Annotated in this window: 24 protein-coding genes; 15 read left to right on the top strand and 9 right to left on the bottom strand. The window is 71.3% G+C overall.

Annotated elements, in window-relative coordinates; genetic code table 11:
* From purQ to E9228_RS07180, 3 genes are read left to right on the top strand one after another with little or no spacing between them, the layout of a single operon-like run.
* Positions 1-696: a phosphoribosylformylglycinamidine synthase subunit PurQ gene (gene purQ / locus E9228_RS07170; protein WP_111074887.1), complete on the top strand. Its 696-nt coding sequence runs from the start codon at positions 1-3 to the stop codon at positions 694-696.
* A gap of 47 nt (positions 697-743) precedes the next feature.
* Positions 744-3,125, top strand: a complete 2,382-nt coding sequence (gene purL / locus E9228_RS07175; RefSeq protein ID WP_341849813.1) for a phosphoribosylformylglycinamidine synthase subunit PurL — start codon at positions 744-746, stop codon at positions 3,123-3,125.
* 4 nt (positions 3,126-3,129) lie between these two features.
* Complete coding sequence (locus E9228_RS07180) at positions 3,130-4,065, top strand: NAD(P)-dependent oxidoreductase (protein WP_166779876.1); 936 nt, start codon at positions 3,130-3,132, stop codon at positions 4,063-4,065.
* An 82-nt stretch (positions 4,066-4,147) separates the two neighbouring features.
* Here the strand turns inward: E9228_RS07180 and E9228_RS07185 are convergent, their stop codons facing one another.
* Together E9228_RS07185 and E9228_RS07190 are read right to left on the bottom strand one after the other, a co-directional pair.
* On the bottom strand, positions 4,148-5,236 hold the full coding sequence (locus E9228_RS07185) for a beta-propeller fold lactonase family protein (protein ID WP_166779877.1): 1,089 nt from the start codon (positions 5,234-5,236) through the stop codon (positions 4,148-4,150).
* Positions 5,233-5,550, bottom strand: coding sequence for a chorismate mutase (locus tag E9228_RS07190; protein WP_110904041.1), 318 nt, complete (start codon positions 5,548-5,550; stop codon positions 5,233-5,235). The genes E9228_RS07185 and E9228_RS07190 overlap by 4 nt, the downstream gene beginning before the upstream one ends.
* 78 nt (positions 5,551-5,628) lie before the next feature.
* Between E9228_RS07190 and E9228_RS07195 the strand changes: the two genes are divergently transcribed.
* Positions 5,629-6,033: a DUF1304 domain-containing protein gene (locus E9228_RS07195; protein WP_252727784.1), complete on the top strand. Its 405-nt coding sequence runs from the start codon at positions 5,629-5,631 to the stop codon at positions 6,031-6,033.
* Between the two features lie 213 nt (positions 6,034-6,246).
* Here E9228_RS07195 and E9228_RS07200 read toward each other — a convergent pair whose 3' ends face one another.
* The gene (locus tag E9228_RS07200; RefSeq protein WP_341849815.1) at positions 6,247-7,260 is read right to left on the bottom strand and encodes an iron-siderophore ABC transporter substrate-binding protein; all 1,014 of its coding nucleotides are present in this window, start codon (positions 7,258-7,260) and stop codon (positions 6,247-6,249) included.
* 69 nt (positions 7,261-7,329) lie between these two features.
* Between E9228_RS07200 and E9228_RS07205 the strand changes: the two genes are divergently transcribed.
* Positions 7,330-8,202 (top strand): shikimate dehydrogenase, encoded by an 873-nt coding sequence (locus tag E9228_RS07205; RefSeq protein ID WP_166779878.1) that lies wholly within the window; start codon positions 7,330-7,332, stop codon positions 8,200-8,202.
* Positions 8,203-8,243: 41 nt separating this feature from the next.
* On the opposite strand, the gene E9228_RS07210 is transcribed toward E9228_RS07205, so the two are convergent.
* A complete protein-coding gene (locus E9228_RS07210) occupies positions 8,244-8,621 on the bottom strand; it encodes a YchJ family protein (RefSeq protein WP_166780163.1) in 378 nt (125 codons plus the stop codon).
* Between the two features lie 40 nt (positions 8,622-8,661).
* Positions 8,662-9,087, bottom strand: coding sequence for an organic hydroperoxide resistance protein (locus E9228_RS07215; protein WP_111074879.1), 426 nt, complete (start codon positions 9,085-9,087; stop codon positions 8,662-8,664).
* Positions 9,088-9,217: 130 nt separating this feature from the next.
* Between E9228_RS07215 and E9228_RS07220 the strand changes: the two genes are divergently transcribed.
* Positions 9,218-9,889 carry a hypothetical protein gene (locus E9228_RS07220; RefSeq protein ID WP_166779879.1) on the top strand — a complete coding sequence of 224 codons (672 nt, stop codon included), beginning with the start codon at positions 9,218-9,220 and terminating at the stop codon, positions 9,887-9,889.
* Positions 9,890-9,935: 46 nt separating this feature from the next.
* Entirely contained in the window at positions 9,936-10,583 is a 648-nt protein-coding gene (locus tag E9228_RS07225) for a maleylpyruvate isomerase N-terminal domain-containing protein (protein ID WP_425248371.1), read from the top strand.
* A gap of 89 nt (positions 10,584-10,672) precedes the next feature.
* On the opposite strand, the gene E9228_RS07230 is transcribed toward E9228_RS07225, so the two are convergent.
* A complete protein-coding gene (locus E9228_RS07230; RefSeq protein ID WP_166779881.1) occupies positions 10,673-11,275 on the bottom strand; it encodes an NAD(P)H-dependent oxidoreductase in 603 nt (200 codons plus the stop codon).
* 66 nt (positions 11,276-11,341) lie between these two features.
* Between E9228_RS07230 and E9228_RS07235 the strand changes: the two genes are divergently transcribed.
* A complete protein-coding gene (locus tag E9228_RS07235) occupies positions 11,342-12,073 on the top strand; it encodes an SOS response-associated peptidase (protein WP_166779882.1) in 732 nt (243 codons plus the stop codon).
* A gap of 33 nt (positions 12,074-12,106) precedes the next feature.
* On the opposite strand, the gene E9228_RS07240 is transcribed toward E9228_RS07235, so the two are convergent.
* Positions 12,107-12,664, bottom strand: coding sequence for a TetR/AcrR family transcriptional regulator (locus E9228_RS07240; protein ID WP_341849819.1), 558 nt, complete (start codon positions 12,662-12,664; stop codon positions 12,107-12,109).
* A 124-nt stretch (positions 12,665-12,788) separates the two neighbouring features.
* On the opposite strand from E9228_RS07240, the gene E9228_RS07245 reads away from it, so the two are divergent.
* The 4 genes from E9228_RS07245 to E9228_RS07260 are packed head-to-tail and all read left to right on the top strand — an operon-like array spanning position 12,789 to position 14,811.
* Entirely contained in the window at positions 12,789-13,457 is a 669-nt protein-coding gene (locus E9228_RS07245; protein WP_208385615.1) for an SDR family oxidoreductase, read from the top strand.
* 52 nt (positions 13,458-13,509) lie between these two features.
* The gene (locus tag E9228_RS07250; protein ID WP_166779885.1) at positions 13,510-13,686 is read left to right on the top strand and encodes a hypothetical protein; all 177 of its coding nucleotides are present in this window, start codon (positions 13,510-13,512) and stop codon (positions 13,684-13,686) included.
* Positions 13,687-13,715: 29 nt separating this feature from the next.
* On the top strand, positions 13,716-14,207 hold the full coding sequence (locus E9228_RS07255; protein ID WP_208385616.1) for a GNAT family N-acetyltransferase: 492 nt from the start codon (positions 13,716-13,718) through the stop codon (positions 14,205-14,207).
* 25 nt (positions 14,208-14,232) lie between these two features.
* Positions 14,233-14,811: an NAD(P)H-dependent oxidoreductase gene (locus E9228_RS07260; protein ID WP_166779887.1), complete on the top strand. Its 579-nt coding sequence runs from the start codon at positions 14,233-14,235 to the stop codon at positions 14,809-14,811.
* A 39-nt stretch (positions 14,812-14,850) separates the two neighbouring features.
* Here E9228_RS07260 and E9228_RS07265 read toward each other — a convergent pair whose 3' ends face one another.
* Positions 14,851-15,306 carry a GNAT family N-acetyltransferase gene (locus tag E9228_RS07265; protein ID WP_341849821.1) on the bottom strand — a complete coding sequence of 152 codons (456 nt, stop codon included), beginning with the start codon at positions 15,304-15,306 and terminating at the stop codon, positions 14,851-14,853.
* A 46-nt stretch (positions 15,307-15,352) separates the two neighbouring features.
* Between E9228_RS07265 and E9228_RS07270 the strand changes: the two genes are divergently transcribed.
* On the top strand, positions 15,353-15,910 hold the full coding sequence (locus E9228_RS07270) for a histidine phosphatase family protein (RefSeq protein ID WP_166779889.1): 558 nt from the start codon (positions 15,353-15,355) through the stop codon (positions 15,908-15,910).
* A gap of 28 nt (positions 15,911-15,938) precedes the next feature.
* Here E9228_RS07270 and E9228_RS07275 read toward each other — a convergent pair whose 3' ends face one another.
* A complete protein-coding gene (locus E9228_RS07275; RefSeq protein WP_166779890.1) occupies positions 15,939-16,163 on the bottom strand; it encodes a hypothetical protein in 225 nt (74 codons plus the stop codon).
* Positions 16,164-16,259: 96 nt separating this feature from the next.
* On the opposite strand from E9228_RS07275, the gene E9228_RS07280 reads away from it, so the two are divergent.
* Both E9228_RS07280 and E9228_RS07285 read left to right on the top strand, forming a co-directional pair.
* Complete coding sequence (locus tag E9228_RS07280) at positions 16,260-16,787, top strand: hypothetical protein (protein WP_166779891.1); 528 nt, start codon at positions 16,260-16,262, stop codon at positions 16,785-16,787.
* A gap of 213 nt (positions 16,788-17,000) precedes the next feature.
* A complete protein-coding gene (locus E9228_RS07285; RefSeq protein WP_166779892.1) occupies positions 17,001-17,300 on the top strand; it encodes a hypothetical protein in 300 nt (99 codons plus the stop codon).
* Positions 17,301-17,336 lie beyond the last annotated feature (36 nt).

Genomic DNA, 17,336 nt, shown 5'->3' on the forward strand with positions numbered 1-17,336 from the left:
ATGCGCATCGGGGTCATCACCTTCCCCGGCTCGCTCGACGACCGCGACGCGCAGCGTGCCGTGCGTCTGGCCGGAGCCGAGCCGGTCGCGCTCTGGCACGGTGACCACGACCTCCAGGGTGTCGACGCGATCGTCCTGCCGGGCGGGTTCTCCTACGGGGACTACCTCCGCGCCGGGGCCATCGCCGCCAAGGCCCCGATCATGGCCGAGGTCATCGACGTCGCCGGCAAGGGCATGCCCGTGCTCGGCATCTGCAACGGCTTCCAGATGCTCGCCGAGGCCCGTCTGGTCCCCGGTGCGCACACGCGGAACGCCCACCAGCAGTTCATCCGCCGCGACCAGGTGCTCCGCGTCGAGAACGCCGACACCGCGTGGACGTCCGGCTTCGACGCGCAGCAGGAGATCACCATCCCGCTGAAGAACGCCGACGGCCGCTTCGTCGCCGACGCGGACGAGATCAAGCGCATCGAGGACAACGGCCAGGTCGTCTTCCGCTACGTCGGCGTCAACCCGAACGGGTCGATCGACGACATCGCGGGCGTCTCGAACGAGCGCGGCAACGTCGTCGGCCTGATGCCGCACCCCGAGCACGCGACGGAGCCCGGGTTCGGCCCGGACACCCGCGCGGCCATGGCCTCCGGCACGGACGGCCTCACCTTCTTCACCTCCGTGATCGAGCGCGCGCTCGTCAAGTGACCGCGACTCCTTCGCCCGCGAATCCAGTGACAGGGAACGACAACACCGTGACCACGCCCGTCCGCCCGAAGCCCGACACCGTCCAGGACGCCGCCGAGACGCCCGACAAGGAACAGCCCTACGCGGCCCTCGGGCTGAAGGCCGACGAGTACGCGAAGATCCGCGAGATCCTCGGTCGCCGCCCCACCTCGGGTGAGCTGGCCATGTACTCGGTCATGTGGTCCGAGCACTGCTCGTACAAGTCGAGCAAGAACTACCTCCGGCAGTTCGGCAAGAAGGTCACGCCGGAGATGACCAAGAACCTGATGGTCGGCATGGGCGAGAACGCCGGTGTCGTCGACGTGGGTGACGGCTGGGCGGTGACCTTCAAGGTCGAGTCGCACAACCACCCGTCCTACGTCGAGCCCTACCAGGGTGCGGCCACCGGTGTCGGCGGCATCGTGCGCGACATCATCTCGATGGGTGCCCGTCCGGTCGCGGTGATGGACCAGCTGCGGTTCGGCGCCATCGACCACGAGGACACGGCACGCGTGGTGCACGGGGTCGTCGGCGGCATCTCGTTCTACGGCAACTGCCTCGGCCTGCCGAACATCGGCGGCGAGACCTACTTCGACCCGGTGTACCAGGGCAACCCGCTGGTGAACGCCCTGGCGGTGGGTGTGCTGCGGCACGAGGACCTACACCTGGCGAACGCCTCGGGTGCGGGCAACAAGGTCGTGCTGTTCGGCGCCCGCACGGGTGGCGACGGCATCGGCGGCGCGTCGATCCTGGCGTCCGACACCTTCACCGAGGGCGGCCCGACCAAGCGTCCGGCGGTCCAGGTGGGCGACCCGTTCGCCGAGAAGGTCCTCATCGAGTGCTGCCTCGAACTCTTCCAGAAGGAGCTCGTCGAGGGCATCCAGGACCTCGGAGCCGCGGGAATCTCCTGCGCGACGAGCGAGCTCGCGAGCAACGGCGACGGCGGGATGCACATCTCCCTCGACGACGTCCTGCTCCGCGACCCGTCGCTCACGGCAGAGGAGATCCTCATGTCGGAGAGCCAGGAGCGCATGATGGCGGTCGTCCGCCCCGACAAGCTCGACGCCTTCCTCGAGGTCGTCGGCAAGTGGGAGGTCGAGACCAGCGTGCTGGGCGAGGTCACCGGCACCGGCCGTCTCGTCATCGACTGGCAGGGCCAGGAGATCGTCAACGTCGACCCGCGCACCGTCGCGGTCGACGGCCCGGTGTACGACCGCCCGGTCGCCTACCCGAGCTGGATCGACGCGCTCCAGGCCGACGGTGCCGAGTCGCTCGACCGTCCGGAGACCGGACCCGCCCTCAAGGCACAGTTCCTGCAGCTGCTCGGGTCGCCGAACCTCTCCGACAAGCGCTGGGTCACGAACCAGTACGACACGTACGTCCTCGGCAACACCGCGCTGTCCTTCCCCGACGACGGCGGCATGATCCGCGTCGACGAGGAGACCGGCCTGGGTGTCGCGATCGCCACGGACGCCAACGGCCGGTACTGCCAGCTCGACCCGAAGCAGGGCGCCCGACTGGCCCTGGCCGAGGCGTACCGGAACGTCGCCGTCACCGGTGCCGTCCCCGCGGCGGTCACCGACTGCCTGAACTTCGGCTCGCCCGAGAACCCCGAGGTCATGTGGCAGTTCTCCGAGGCCGTCGAGGGCCTGGCGGACGGCTGCATGGAGCTCGGCATCCCGGTGACCGGCGGCAACGTGTCGTTCTACAACCAGACGGGCGACACCCCGATCCACCCGACGCCGGTCGTCGGTGTGCTCGGCGTGATCGACGACGTCGCCAAGCGCATCCCCTCGGGGTGGCAGGACGACGGCCACAACATCTACCTGCTCGGCACCACGAGCCTCGAGCTCGACGGTTCGGCCTGGGCCGGCACCGTGCACGACCACCTGGGCGGACGTCCGCCGATGGTGGACCTGGGCCGCGAGAAGGCCCTGGCGGAGCTCATCGCCGCTGCGGCCGACGAGCAGCTGCTGACGAGCGCACACGACCTGGCGGACGGCGGCCTCGGCCAGACCCTCGCCGAGTCGGTGCTCCGTTTCGGCCTCGGTGCCCGTGTCGTGCTCGACGAGCTCGAGTCCCGCGACGGCGTCGACACCGCGACGGCGCTGTTCTCCGAGTCGACCGGCCGCGTCATCGTGACCGTCCGACGCGAGGACGACGTCCGCTTCCAGGGCCTCTGCACGGGCCGGGGGTACCCGGTCCTGCGCATCGGCGTGACCGACGCCGCGTCGGGCTCGCTCGAGGTCCAGGGTGCGTTCGAGGCGACGATCGACGAGCTCCGCGGCGTCCACGGTGCGACCCTGCCGACGCACTTCGGTGACGTCATCCAGGAGAACGTCACCGAGGGCTACGTCGGGCGCGGGCCGCTCGACGACCACGGCTCCTTCTCGCCGCGCACGGACTCCTGACCCGGTGCCGATCGTCACGCTGCCCCTGCAGGAACTGCTCGACGGCTTCGGACCGGTGCCGGACGGCATCGAGCTGGACGTCTGGGACGTCGAGTCCCCGTACGACCGGGCCGACGAGGTCGCCATCGCGTTCCTGCCGTTCTACTTCGGTGGACGGCACCGCTGGCAGTTCGTGCACGACCTGCCGAACCTCGAACTGCTGCAGCTGCCGAGCGCCGGGTACGAGTGGGCGACCCCGCACGTACCCGGTCACGCACGGCTGGCGAACGGCCGCGGGATCCACGACGACGAGACGGCGGAGCTCGCCGTCGGGTTGGCGCTGACCTCGCTCCGTGAGATCGCAGCGTTCCAGTTCGACCGTGCCGAGCAGCGATGGGACGCACGCGAGACCCGGTCGCTGGCGGACCGGCGGGTGACGGTCGTCGGCTACGGCGCGATCGGGTCGGCGATCGCGACGCGGTTCGAGGCGTTCCGCACGCACGTCACCGTCGTCGCCCGGACGGCTCGTGAGCAGGACGGCCGGCAGGTGCACGCGTTCGGCGAGCTGCCGGAACTCGCGCGCACCACGGACGTGCTCGTGCTCATCGCGCCGCTCACCGACGAGACCGAGGGACTGGTGGACGCGGACCTCCTCGCCGCGCTGCCCGACGGCGCCCTCGTGGTGAACGTCGCACGCGGCAAGGTCGTCGACACCGACGCTCTCGTGGCGGAACTCCGCTCGGGCCGGATCTCGGCGGCGCTCGACGTCACCGACCCGGAACCCCTGCCCGCCGACCACGCGCTCTGGACGACGCCGAACACCGTGCTCACGCCCCATGTCGGCGGCAACACGGACCTCAGCATCCCGCGGTCGCTCGACCTGATCCGTCGCCAGGTCGCGGCGCTGGCCGAGGGTCACACGTTCGAGAACGTCATCGATCTGCCGGTCACACAGGGCTGACGGCACCGGCCGGATCCGCAGGCAACCCCGTCCAGGCCGACGGCCCAGCCGGGCACGCTCGACCGCACCGGTCCGGATCGACTCAGCGCTCGGGCAGCGGGACGATGCAGGTCGGGCTGCCGACGGCGATCTGCCCGACGGCCTCCCCCGGCACACCGTCGTCCCCGACCGGCAGCACCGCCACCGCGTCCGACATCTGGTTCGCGACGAGCAGGTGCCCGGGCACCCGGGCGAAGTGGCGCGGCCAGACGCCGCCCGCCGACGCCGACCCGATGACGCGGAGCCCGTCGTCAGCTGAGTCGAGCACCACGATCTGGTCGCGGCCGCGCACGGCGACCGTGACCCGGCCGCGCTCGTCGACCTCGATGTGGCTGAGGAGCGACGGCGCACCGGGGCCGTCGAAGACCGAGGTGGCGCAGACCTCGTGGAACGACCCGGAATTGTCGCGGCGGAGGCGGTACACCCGTCCGTCGAGTTCGCCCGCGACGACGAGGTCGTCACCCACCCATGCCATGTGCCGTGGTCCGGCGCCGGGCGCGACGTGGTGGACACGCAGCGCCTCGATCGACGCGGAGCCGGCGTCGGCGCTGACCCGGAACTCGTGCAGGGCGTCGCCGCCGAGGTCGGCGACCAACACCGTGCCGTCAGGCGTGGCGACGGATTGATGGGCGTGCGGGCCCTCCTGCCGGTCCTCGTCGGGACCGGTCGCGTCGGGCAGGACCTCGGTCGCGAGTGCCGCGTCCGGCAGTGCGGCGGAGACCCCGGCGCCCTGTCCGCCGACGCCGTGCACCGCGGCGCCCCCGTCGCCGGACGAGACGGCGTACGCCTCCGCTGCCGCGAGCGAGACGGCGGTCACCGTCCCCGAGACGTAGTTCGTGATGACGAGCGCACCGGACGGGTCGATCCGCACGTGGCAGGGGGCGTCTCCACCGGCGGGGGCGTCCCACAGGTGCTCGAGCGCGGATCCGGACCGGCGGAAGGCGTGGACGCCGCCGTCGACGGTCTCGGAGACCGCGTACACCCGGTCACCGTCGACGGCCAGGAACGACGGGTCGTCGAGCACGGCGACGGTCGACACGAGGTCACCGTCGACGATGGAGATCCCGGTCGCGTTGCCGCCCCCGGTCGCCGTGTACGAGCCGATCAGCAGGTGCAGCGACGGCAGGGTCACAGCTCACCGACGGCGATGCGCTCGTGGTGGTGGATGACCTCCGCCACGATGAAGTTGAGGAACTTCTCTGCGAAGGCCGGGTCGAGGTGCGACTCGGCAGCGAGGGCGCGCAGCCGTGCGACCTGGATCTGCTCACGGGAGGGGTCTGCCGCGGGCATCCCGGCCGCGGCCTTGAGGTAGCCGACCCGCTGCGTGTACTTGAACCGCTCGGCGAGCATGTGGATCACGGCAGCGTCGATGTTGTCGATGCTCTGCCGGATGCTCTGCAGCTCGGCCACGGCGTCGTCGTCGGTCGTCCCTCGGGCCTCGTTCATGGTCAGAGCCTACTGATCGAGGCCCCCTCGGACGAGATGTGACCTCGGGGTCGTCCCGTTGCTGGGAGGATGGTCGACATGACGGTTCTGCTGGCGATCTCCGGTGTCTTCGCGGTCCTGGCGGGCCTGGTGCACGCGTACATCTTCTTCCTCGAGTCCCTCGCGTGGACGAGCCCTCGGGTCCGACGCATCTTCAGCATCTCGAGCGATGCCGAGGCGCAGGCGACCCGGTCCCTCGCCTTCAACCAGGGCTTCTACAACCTGTTCCTGGCGATCGGCGCGGTCCTCGGTGTGGTGCTGGTGCTCGCGGGCAACGGTGCGACCGGGTGGACGCTCGTCGTCTTCTCGTGCGCGAGCATGCTCGGTGCCGCGGTCGTCCTCGCGGGCACGGGCCGCAAGTACCTGCGCTCCGCGTCGATGCAGGGCGCGTTCCCGCTGCTCGCGCTCCTGTTCGCCTTCGTGGGCTCGACCTTCGGGTCCTGACCCGCGCCTCCCGTCCGGCACGCACCCGCGCCCGGCCGGGAGGCCCGCCTCACCCCGCACCGGACGCCCCCGCCCGGCAGGTGGCTGGCGCCGACGCCCACTGCGTGGTCCACGCACAACAGGAACCGGCCCGCACCACGAGATCTCGTGGTGCGGGCCGGTTCCTGTTGTGCGGGTCCGACTGGCGCCGCGCAAGCGCGCTGCGCCCGGCGGTCAGCCCAGCTTCTTCGCGAACTCGTCCGGCAGGCGCTTGAGTGCCCACTCGATCGCCGCGGTCGTCCCGAGCGAGAACGCGGTGGAGACGTCCGAGTCGTCGATGACGATGGAGTGCCCGGCCTCGACCGACGGCACCTTCTGGAACAGCGGGTCCGAGCTCGCCTTCGACGCGTCGACGTAGATCGGCAGGACGACGGTCAGGTCGGCGTCGAGCAGGTCGAGGTTCTCGTTCGACAGCGAGACCGAGAACTCCTTGCCGGCGGCATTGTCGATCGCGGACGGGATCGTGAAGCCGAGGTTCTGCATGAACGTGGCACGGCTGTCGCGGGAGGCGTAGACCCCGAAGCCCTCGGACGTGTACGCGCCGATCGCGGCCGTCTTGCCCTCGAACTCGGGGTGTGCCGTACGAGCGGCGGCGTAGGAGTCGTCGAGGTCGCTGAGCAGCTTCTTGCCCTCGGACTCCTTGCCGAGCGCCTTCGAGATCATGTCGACCTGCTCGGTCGTGGAGGCGAGGTAGTTCTCGCCGCCCTTCGGGATCGCGACGGTCGGGGCGATGGCGGACAGCTTGTCGTAGCGGTCCTTGTCGCCCGAGGACTTCACGTCGAGGATCAGGTCCGGCTTGAGCTTGAGGATCTCTTCGTAGCTGGGCTCGAGCGTCTCGATGATCTTCGGGGACTTCTTGTACGCCCCCTTGAGCCACGGCCCGACGCCGTCGCCACCGAAGGCGAGCCAGTCGCTGGCGCCGACGGGCTGCACGCCGAGTTCGAGGGCCGTCTCGGCGTCGCCCCACCCGAGGGCGACGACGCGCTTCGGGGCGGAGTCGATCGTCGTGGTGCCGAGCCCGGTCGTGATCGACACGGGGAAGGCGCCGTCGGACGAGCCGGCGGAGGACGACGAGGACGAGGGGCTCGACGAGGAGCAGCCGGCCAGCACGAGCGCGGCCGCGACGACGGCGCCGGCCGCAGCGAGCACGCGGGCGGAACGGCGCTTGGAGAGGGAGGAACGGATCACGAAGGGTAGCCTAACCTAAGGGACTCTTCCCCGGGTGGGCAGCGGGTCCTGCCTGGATAGGCTGCGCGCGTGCCCCTCACCTTCCCCGACACCGACCGCACCGAACTCGCCGTGCTCGGCTCCCCGATCGCGCACTCGCTCTCCCCCACGCTGCATGCTGCGGCCTACGACGTGCTCGGGTTGCCGTTCTCGTACGGGAGGCACGAGGTCGCCTCCGGTGGGCTCGCCGCGTTCGTCGCGGGGCTCGGTCCGGAGTGGCGCGGCCTCAGTCTCACGATGCCGTTGAAGCGTGAGGTCCTCCCCCTGCTCGACCGGACCACCCCGCTCGTCGACGAGCTCGGCGTCGCGAACACGGTCGCGTTCCGCCGCGAGGGCTCGTCGGTCGTCCTGGCGGGTGCCAACACGGACGTCCAGGGCATCGTCCGCCCGGTCGCCGCACTCGGTCACGTCCCGGGCGAGGCGACGATCCTCGGCGGCGGAGCCACCGCGGCGAGCGCCCTCACCGCGTCACTGCGGCTCGGCGCATCGCTGGTCCGGGTGTACCTGCGGGACACCGCCAAGGCGGGCGACCTGGTGCTGCTGGCCGCGCGACTGGGCGTGACACTCGAGGTGCACGACCTGCAGGACCTCGGTTCCGCTGACCCGATGGGCTTCGTGGTGTCGACGCTGCCGGGCGGCGTTGCCGATGGCCTGCCCCTCGTGCCGTCGGGGCCGGACGCGGTGCTGTTCGACGTGGCGTACGAGCCGTGGCCGACCCGGGCCTCCGCGGCGTGGACGGCTGCGGGCGGTCGGGTGCTGAACGGCCTGGACATGCTCAGCGAGCAGGCGATCGGGCAGATCCGGTTCTTCCTGACCGGGGACGAGGACGAGCTGCTGCCGTCCGAGGCCGAGGTCCGCCGGGCGATGCGCGCTGCCGTGGGCCTGCCGGAGACAATCGGCTGACGCGGACGTCTCCCGTCAGCGGCGCCCAGCCGCGCCGGGCGTCAGGCCACGACACCGTCGACGTAGTACCAGTGCCCGCCCTCGCGGACGAAGTCGCTCGTCTCCTCGAGCGTCCCGCGCTCGGAGTCGGAGCGCCACCACGCGCGGAACGTGACGGTGCCGGCGGAGTCGAACGGGCCTCCCGACCGGGTGCCGACGATGTCGAGCCGCGTCCAGCGCTGGTCGGGGTCCAGGTCGAGCATGGCGGGCCGCGTGCTGGGGTGCCAGCTGCGGAGCAGGTACTCGGGCAGGCCGAGTGCGAAGGCGGAGAACCGCGACCGCATCAGCCGCTCCGCTGTCGGTGCGGGCGCGCCGGCGTGCAGGGGGCCGCAGCACTCGTCGTACGGGTTGCCGCTCAGGCAGGGGCAGCGGTCGGAGATCACCGCTCCAGCCTAGGGAGCGGCGAGCACCGCGAGGGCGTCAGTCGACGAGCGAGAGCGTCACCGTGATGTTGCCGCGCGTGGCGTTCGAGTACGGGCAGATGGTGTGCGCGAGCTCGACCAGCCGCTGCCGCTCGGGGCCGGCGACGCTCGGTGCGTAGACGTCGAGCTCGACCGCGAGGCCGAAGCCACCCGAGCCGTTGCCACCGATGCTGACCTCGGCGGAGACCTCGGCGCCGGTGGTGTCCAGCGTCAGCTCGCGACCGGCGGCGTGCAGGGCACCGAGGAAGCAGGCTGCGTACCCGGCGGCGAAGAGCTGCTCGGGGTTCGTGCCCTCGCCGCTGCCGCCCATCTCCTTCGGCGGTCGGGTGTCGAGGTCGATGCGGTCGTCCTCGGTGCGGACGTGTCCGTCGCGGCCGCCTCCGGTGGCGTGGGCGGCTGCGGTGTAGACGATGTCGAGACTCATGCCGCCAGGTCAGCGACCGTCGCTGGATGATCGCTGTGGAGGCGCGGGCTCACGCGGACGGCGCTCCTCACCCGCGCCGGCGGTCGGGCGTGTCCGAGCGATCCTCAGCGAGAGCCGGTAGACAGGGGCCGTGTTCCGACTGGGGTGGCAGGTGTTCCGTGCGCGGTTCGGCGAGGACGTGTCGCCGACCCGCTTCCGACGCGCCGTCTCGGTCGGCGTCGTCGTCGCACTCGTCGCCGCCCTGGCGCTCGGCATCACCGCGGCCTCTACCGGTTGGACCGGCGCCGGCCCCGTCCGGGCGACGATCGTGGTGGTGCTCGCCTCGCTGGCGGCCGGACTGGTCACCGTCGGGTGCTTCCCGCTCGCGCAGACCGACGACCCGCTGGCCACGATCTACGGCGAACCGGTCCGACCGGAGACGATGCGGCTGGCCCGCGACTCCGTGCAGCGGTACCTGGTCCGTCGGCCGCCCGAGATGCGACCCGAGGACCGCGCGGCGGTCCTGCACGACACGGCGCTGGTGCGGCGGACACTCGTGGTCGACTTCGCACGGGCCGCAGCGGTGCTGATCGGCTGCTCGCTCGCCGGCGTCGCGCTGCTCACCACCGGCGACCGGCACACGGTGGGCTTCACGATGACGATCCTGTTCCTCTGGACCCTCCTGCCCGGGCTCCTGCAGCTCGGCCGGACCGAGCGTGCGCACCGCACCGCGGCCGCACTCGCTCCGCACGAGGCCCCGACCACACCCCCGGGCCGCAACCGGTTCCCGTCGGGCTCGAAGATCAGCCTGCCCGGCGACTGACCCGAGGACGGGTGACTCCGGCCGTCCCGCAGGACAGGATGAGCCCCTGGACCCCCGCCAGCTCTTCGCCACGACCGCGTCCTGGTTCGTCGAGGTCATCGGAGCACTGCCGACACCGGATGACGACCCGGCACTCTGGACGACCCCGGCGCTCGGTGTGTGGGACGTCCGCGCCCTGGTCGGCCACACGAACCGCGCACTGCTGACGGTCGCCGCCTACCTCTCGGCGGAGGACGGCCTCGCCGACTCCCCCGAGGTCGGGGACGACGTCGGGGACGCGGTCGGCTACCTCCGGGCCACCGCGGGCTCCGTCGCAGACCCGGACGACGTCGCTGCCCGGGGCGTCGCCGCCGGCGCTGCGCTCGGCTCCGCCCCGGCGGCTGCTGTGGCCCTCGCCCGTGACGGTGCGCTCGCAGCGCTCGACTCCACCGGACGGGAGGCCCGGATCACCGTCGTGGGCGGCCTGCGTCTCCCCGTGGACGAGTACCTCCGCACCCGGGTGCTGGAACTCGTCGTGCACGGGGACGACCTGGTGCGTGCGGTCGCCGGGGCCGGCCACGTCGTGACGGTCGCGGTGCCAGCGGAGGCGGTGCGGGCCTCCAGTCTGTTGCTCACCGACGCGGCGGTCCGGCGCGGGGACGGGCCGCTGCTGCTGCGGGCGCTGTCGGGCCGCGGCGCGCTGCCGGCGGACTAAAGCGCACTCTGACCAGTCAGCAACAGGACCCGGGGCTGACCGAGGTCGGCGGCCCCGTGCACAACGGCCAGTACCAGCGCGGCCTCGCGCTACGGTCGCGGCTCGGTGCCGAGGACGGCATCGGCAACCCGGGCGACGGCGTCGTCGACGATGCCTCGGCGGGCGTCCGCGTCGTCACGCTCGGACTCGTACACGAACGCCGTCGCACCACGCTGCGCGCCGCAGTAGTCAACGATGCCGTGCTCGATCTGCGTCCGGAGCGCCTGCTCGTACCCGTGCCGCTCGTACGTGCCGGCAGCGTCACCCGCGACGGGCAGCAGGTGGACGGTGAGACGCCCGAGGTTGCGACGAGTCCCGCCTGCTGGATCGATGTCGAAGGCCCACCCGTTGATGAAGACGCGGTCGATCCACCCCTTCAGGAGCGCCGGCATCGACCACCAGTAGACGGGGAAGACCAGGACCAGGTGGTCGACGTCGTCGAGTCGATGCTGCTGCCGCAGGACGTCCGCCGGCACGTGGCCCGTACCGCGGTAGGCGTCTCGGTCCGCCGAGCCGAAGCGCGGGTCGAACCCATCGGCCGCCAGGTCCAGCACCTCGGTCACGCCCGGTTGCAGGGCACCTTGCAACTGCCGTGCGATCCGTGCGGTGAGCGAATCGCGATCGGGATGAGCGGTGACGACGAGGGTGTGCACGTCCCCAAGTCAAGCGGACCTTACTGAGCCCGTGCCGACGTCGGCGGCTCCGTGCACACTGGGCTCATGTGTGGCCGCTTCGTCGTCTCCGACACCACCGCTGACCTGCTGCCCGAACTCGTCGGGGAGCTCGCCGCGCGCACCGAGCACGTCGACGAGGACACCGGCGAGGTCCAGGCCGGCCTCGCTCCGAGCTGGAACGTCGCCCCGACCGACCCCGTGTACGCGGTCCGGCAGCGGCACGGGCAGCGCGAACTGCCGCAGATCAGCTGGGGCTTCGTGCCGAGCTGGGCGAAGGACTTCCAGAAGCAGCGCCCGAAGCCGATCAACGCCCGCATCGAGACCGTCGCCACGAGCGGGATGTTCAAGCGTGCGTTCGCGACGAACCGGTGCATCGTCCCGGCGCAGGGCTACTACGAGTGGGTCGTGCGCGAGGACGGCAAGGAGCCGCACTTCGTCCACGAGCCCGGCGGGGCACTGGCGATGGCCGGTGTCGTCAGCGCCTGGCCCGACCCCACGAAGCCCGAGGACGACCCGGACAAGTGGCGACTGTCGCTCGCGATCATCACGCGGGACGCCCATGTCGCTCCGGGCGAGGTGCACGACCGGATGCCGGCGTTCCTGACCCCCGACGGCTACGACGCGTGGCTCGGCGACGGTGCCGGCACGAACGACCTGCTCGCGCTGCTCGACCGGGAGTCGCTCGAGGTCGCGGCGGGCCTCGAGCAGTACGAGGTCGCGCGGACGGTGAACAGCGTGCGGAACGACGGGCCGCACCTCATCGAGCCGCTGTTCTGATCACCCGGCCCTCCTCGGAGGTCGGGCTCTCCGTCACCGCGATGCGAGACCGCCGAGGTAGGCGGTGAGCACGCGACGCGAGTCGACCGGGCCCACGTGCGCGATGCGGTAGAGCAGGAGCGCGTCGACCAGGCCGACGAAGTCGACCGCGGCCGCAGGGGCGTCGGGCGCGCTCAGCGCCCGGAGGATCTGTTCTGCGGTGGCGATGAGTGCGGCACGGACGGGGTCGGCAGCGGTCAGAGGCGTCCGCAGCGCATCGTCGGCCCGCAGTTCGGCGAGCAACGCCAGTCGCGCTGCCTGGGCATCGTGCTCTCGAGCCAGCGTCTCGAGGAACGCCTCCGCGATGCCGGTCGCGGCATCGACGTCGAGGACTGGAGGCACGGCCACGGCTTCGAGCGCGGAGGCGAGCCGTTCGGAGATCCGAGCGACCACGAGGGCCGTGAGTTCGTTCCGGCTGCGCGCGTAGTAGGAGGTCGATCCCGCTGGGACCCCGGCCTCTGCGTCGACCGCCCGGTGCGTCAGCGCGCGCACGCCCTCGCGTGCGACCAGCCGCAGACCAGCGTCTGCCAGGGACTTCCGCCGCTCGGACACCAGTCGATCGTAGTTTCCTCTACATCTGTAGAGACACGAGGGGCACGGCATGCAGGTTGCAGTGGTGGGTGGGGGCGCTTCCGGACGCGCGATCGAACAGGCGCTGCGGGCACGAGGGTGCGACGTGACGCAGCACTCGAGGACGACCGGCTTCGACGTGCTCCGTGATGACGCCACGAAGCGACTGGCCGGGGCCGACGTCATCGTCGAGGCGACGGGGATGTTCACCACGAGCAGGCGGCGCGCGACGGACTTCTTCGGCCGCTCGACACGAGCGATCGCTGCGGCCGCGGCGGACCTCCAGGCGCACCACGTGCTCCTGTCGATCGTCAACTGCACGCTGCCCGTGGTGCAGGGCTACGGGTACTTCGCCGGCAAGACCGTCCAGGAGCAGATCGCGAGCGACGTGAGCCCGCGACTCACGATCGTGCGCTCGACACAGTGGTTCGAGTTCGCTCGACAGAACCTCGAGCGGATGCGGACCGGGCCGTTCGCGCTCGTACCCGGCATGACGATCGCCCCGGTCGCACTCGACAGCGTCGCAGCGATCGTTGCGGACGTCGCCACGGGCCTCCGGACCGAGACGGAGGTCGACGTCACGGGCCCGGAGACGATGACCTTGTGGGAGATGACCCGCTCGTTGCCCGACCGGGGTGTGGTCGCGGTCCCGTTGCCCATCCCCGGCGCGATGGGGCGGGCCTTCCGGAACGGAGCACTGCTTCCCACAGCAGACGCCGAGGTCATCGGTCCGCGGTTCGCCGAGTGGCTGGAGGGCGGTGCGGCGGCGGAGTGACATCGGCCTTGCAGAGTCGTAGCGTGTCAGTGAGTCGAACGAGGGGACGACCGTGAAGTGGACAGCTGGGGACATCGTCATCGCGGTCTGTGCCGGGATCTGCCTGGTGCTCGGAGTCGTCGTGGCGGCGCCCGCATCCGGATCAGTCTGGATCCCGGTGCTGATCGGGCTCGCCCTGGTCGTGATGCTCGTGCAGGTGCGACGGCAGCGCGGCCGTCGCGCCGGATGACCTCGCGTCCTCGGTCGACGCTGGAGTTGGTGCAGCCGGGTCCGGAGCTGCGCGACGCCTGGCTGGAGGCCCATCACGAGTGGGGGCCGGGCCTCCATGAGGACGGTTTCGGCATCGGACCGACGGACGACGTCGAGAGCGCGGACGGGTTCCGGGCGTGGCTTGAACGCTTGCGGCACGACCCCACGTCGCTCTGGTGGATCGTCGACGCCGGAACCGTGCTGGGCGGCATCGCCCTGAGGTGTGCGGAGGACGAGCGGGTACCGCGACTGGGTCACGTTGGGTACGGCGTCCGCCCGTCCGCGCGCGGCCGAGGTGTCGGCACGTGGGCGCTCCGTGAGGTGCTGGCCTTCGCGGAAGAGCACGGGTGGAGCTCAGTCACCGCCGTCTGTCACGACGACAACGCGGGGTCGATCGCGACGCTGGAACATGTGGGCGGGATAATCGTCACGAGGGAGGACCGTGGGGCCGTCCGACTCCGACGCTATGTGATCCCGCTGGGGAACCCCACCGTTGGATGACCCGTCGCTTCGGTACCGTGCTCGTGTGTCGTCGCTGAGCCTCCCGGTCTTCTCCTGCAGCCTCGACCCTGCGAGCGTGAGTCGCCGTCTCGCCGAGCACGCGGCCGACGTCATCTCCTCGCAGGGACATCGGAGCACGGTCATCGACCTGGCGGACGTCTCGCTGCCGCCGTTCGACAACGACAGGGTCTTCGAGAGCGACGCGTTCAGCGCCGTGCACCGCGTCATCGACGAAGCGGACGGTGTCGTCCTCGCCTTCCCGATCTACAACTGGGCGCCGTCGTCGATTGTGAAGTCGCTCATCGAGTCCACCGGCGCGACCGGAGCAGGTCGGCGCGCGGCATGGTTCGACAAGGTCGTCACGTTCGTCTGCGCTGCCGGTCTGCCGCACAGCACGATGGCGACCGGACCGCTCGCGCAGTCACTGATGCTGGACTTCAAGTGCATCGTGAACCCCTACACGGCGTACTTCTCCGAGCGGGACTGGGACGGCGACCAGCTGCGGCCGGACCGCGCCGATCGTCTCGACAAGACGGTGTCGGTACACGTCGAACTGGCGCGACTGCTGCAGGGCAGGACGTACTCGTCGGAGTGGGAGGTCTGACGGCGACGAGCACCGGCTGGGAGGCGCGGCAACCGTCCGTCAGGCGAGCTCACGTCGGTAGCACACGAGCGCTGCGCTGCGTCGGACCTCGACGAAGCCGTTCTTCTCGAGGACCCGCTGCGAGCCGACGTTCGCGACGTCGGTGTCCGCGACGGCCGCCCGCGCCCCGTTGTCGGCCGCATGCTGGAGTGCCAGCTCGACGGCCTCGGTCGCGAGTCCTGCGCCCCGGGCCGACGGTACGAGCCCGTACCCGAACTCCACGGTCCCGGTTCCGTCCGGCGGACCGAAGAACCCGATGCCGCCGACCGCCAGGCCGTCCGACCGCCGGCGGACGAGGTACATCGTGAAGACCGGGTCGGTGCTCGATGCAGCCGCGAGTGACCGCAGCGGGTCGAGCTCGTCCGCGAATGGGTACTCGGGATGCCAGTCGTCGCCAGGCTGCTCGTCACGCGCGACGATGCGGCGCGCGAGCTCCGGCGAGATGACTTCCAGCACGGTTCGACCACCGACGAGGACCACACCCCGACAGTACTGTCGTCGGATGCACTGCACGTTCCTCACCCACCCCGAGGTCGTCGTGAATCCCGATGTGCCGATCGAGGACTGGGGCCTGTCACCGCAGGGCGAAGTCCGCGCCGGACGCGCCGCTTCCGTCCTGCCTCGGCCGGAGCGCCTGGTCAGCAGCGCCGAGCGGAAGGCGCTGGACACCGCCGCGGTCCTCACGAGGTCGTGGCACCTCGACGCCGAGGTCGACGCGCGACTAGGCGAGATGGACCGCAGCGCGACCGGCTACCTCGACCCGCAGGAGTTCGAGCCGACCGTGGACGCGTTCTTCGCTCGGCCCGTCGAGTCGATCCGCGGATGGGAACGGGCCGTCGACGCCCAGCGCCGGATCGAGCATGCGGTCCGCCAGCTCGTCGCCGAGACGCCGGAGCGTTCGATCGTGTTCGTGGCGCACGGCGGGGTCGGGGCGCTCCTGCTGGCGAGCCTCACCCGGGTCCCGATCAGCCGCGACCTGGACCAGCCCGGCATGGGCAGCGCGTTCCGGTTCGACCCGACGCGCTGGAAGGCGCTGTCCACCTGGCAACGGATCGCATGACACGACGGATCGAAGGGCGAGGAACCCGTCAGGGACTCGGCAGCAAGCCGGGCACCAGGCCCAACCCCAGCACCAGCGGCGCGAGCACGACGACGAACGCACCGATTCCCACCACCACCGCTCCGACACCCGACACGATCGCGGTGAGCAGCCCGAGGAGCCCCACGAGCCCGGCCGCCCGCCCGGCGTCGCCGCCACCCGGAACCGCGGTCATCGCGCTCGAGAACAGCGCGCTCATCGGGTCGTCAGCCATCCCCGCAGAGTAACCCCGCCATCCGGGGGTCATCCCCACCCCGTCCCGGCAGGTGGCCACATTCCCCGGCAGGCACGCCGCCGAGACGATGGACACATGATCTCGACGCAGCACCCCACCACGGACGACACCACTCAGCCCGCTACCCGATCCGAGCGTTCCGCCCTGACCTCCGCGGTCGGCGTCCTCGGCATGGGCGTCATCGTGCTGGCCCTCGCCGGCTGCAGCGTCGTGCAGCCGTACCTGCCCGAGCAGCAGGAGCACTACGACACCTACGCCGACGCCCCGTCGAACGCGGACTCGGAGGACCTCGCGTGGTTCATGCCGAAGTGGGTGCCGGCGGACGCGAAGGACATCGACGTCCGTCTCGACACGAGCGAGCCCGGCTACGTCATCGGCTTCACCTCGGCCGACGGCGTCGATACGAGCGCGTGCGAGCCGGTCGACGGCGCGAAGGGCGGGCCGGCGATGACCGCGGGCTTCCTGCCCGACCGGCTGCCGACGACGTCACTCGTCACCTGCGGTGACGGACGCCTCACGACCGAGATCGACGGCCGCTGGTACGGCTGGACGCCGGTCGAGCCGGTGGCGTCGGACGAGAACGACACCCTTCGCACCGACTGACCGGCGCCCGCGCTGCGTCGAGCACGACGCGGTGGGCGGCCCGGATGTCCACTCGATCCCCGAACCCGACGAGCAGGCCCAGCGCTGGCAGGACGACGCCGACGCCGACCGGGCCGAGCGGGTCCGCTGACCTGCTCCTGCGCTGGGCGGGCGCAGGGGGGTGCCGCGTTCGTCCCGTTCCCCCTACGATCATGCCGACGGAGGGGGACGACCATGACGGAATTGGCTGACTGGGAGACCGAGGGGGCACGGGCGCGCCCCGGCTCGGCGGCGGACGAGGTCGTCGCGCCACCCGCCCTTCGCGCCGCGACCTGGATCGGCGTTGTCCTGCTCGTCGCGGCAGGCTCCGTCTTCCTCAGCACGACGCTGATCACGCCCCACGTCGACGAGTCGGCGACGCACGCCCTGCTGCGCGTCCTGGTCCTGGTGGTGGTCGGCGCCGCCGCCGCCGTGGTCGGTGCGGTCACACTGGCGCTCCGGCTCGTCGCCGGCGCGCTGCTCGCACGCCGCTGACGGACGGGAGGCCCGGATCACGTGAGCCTGTCGGCT

The sequence above is a fragment of the Curtobacterium salicis genome (genome assembly GCF_011759505.1).
Taxonomy (GTDB): domain Bacteria; phylum Actinomycetota; class Actinomycetes; order Actinomycetales; family Microbacteriaceae; genus Curtobacterium; species Curtobacterium salicis.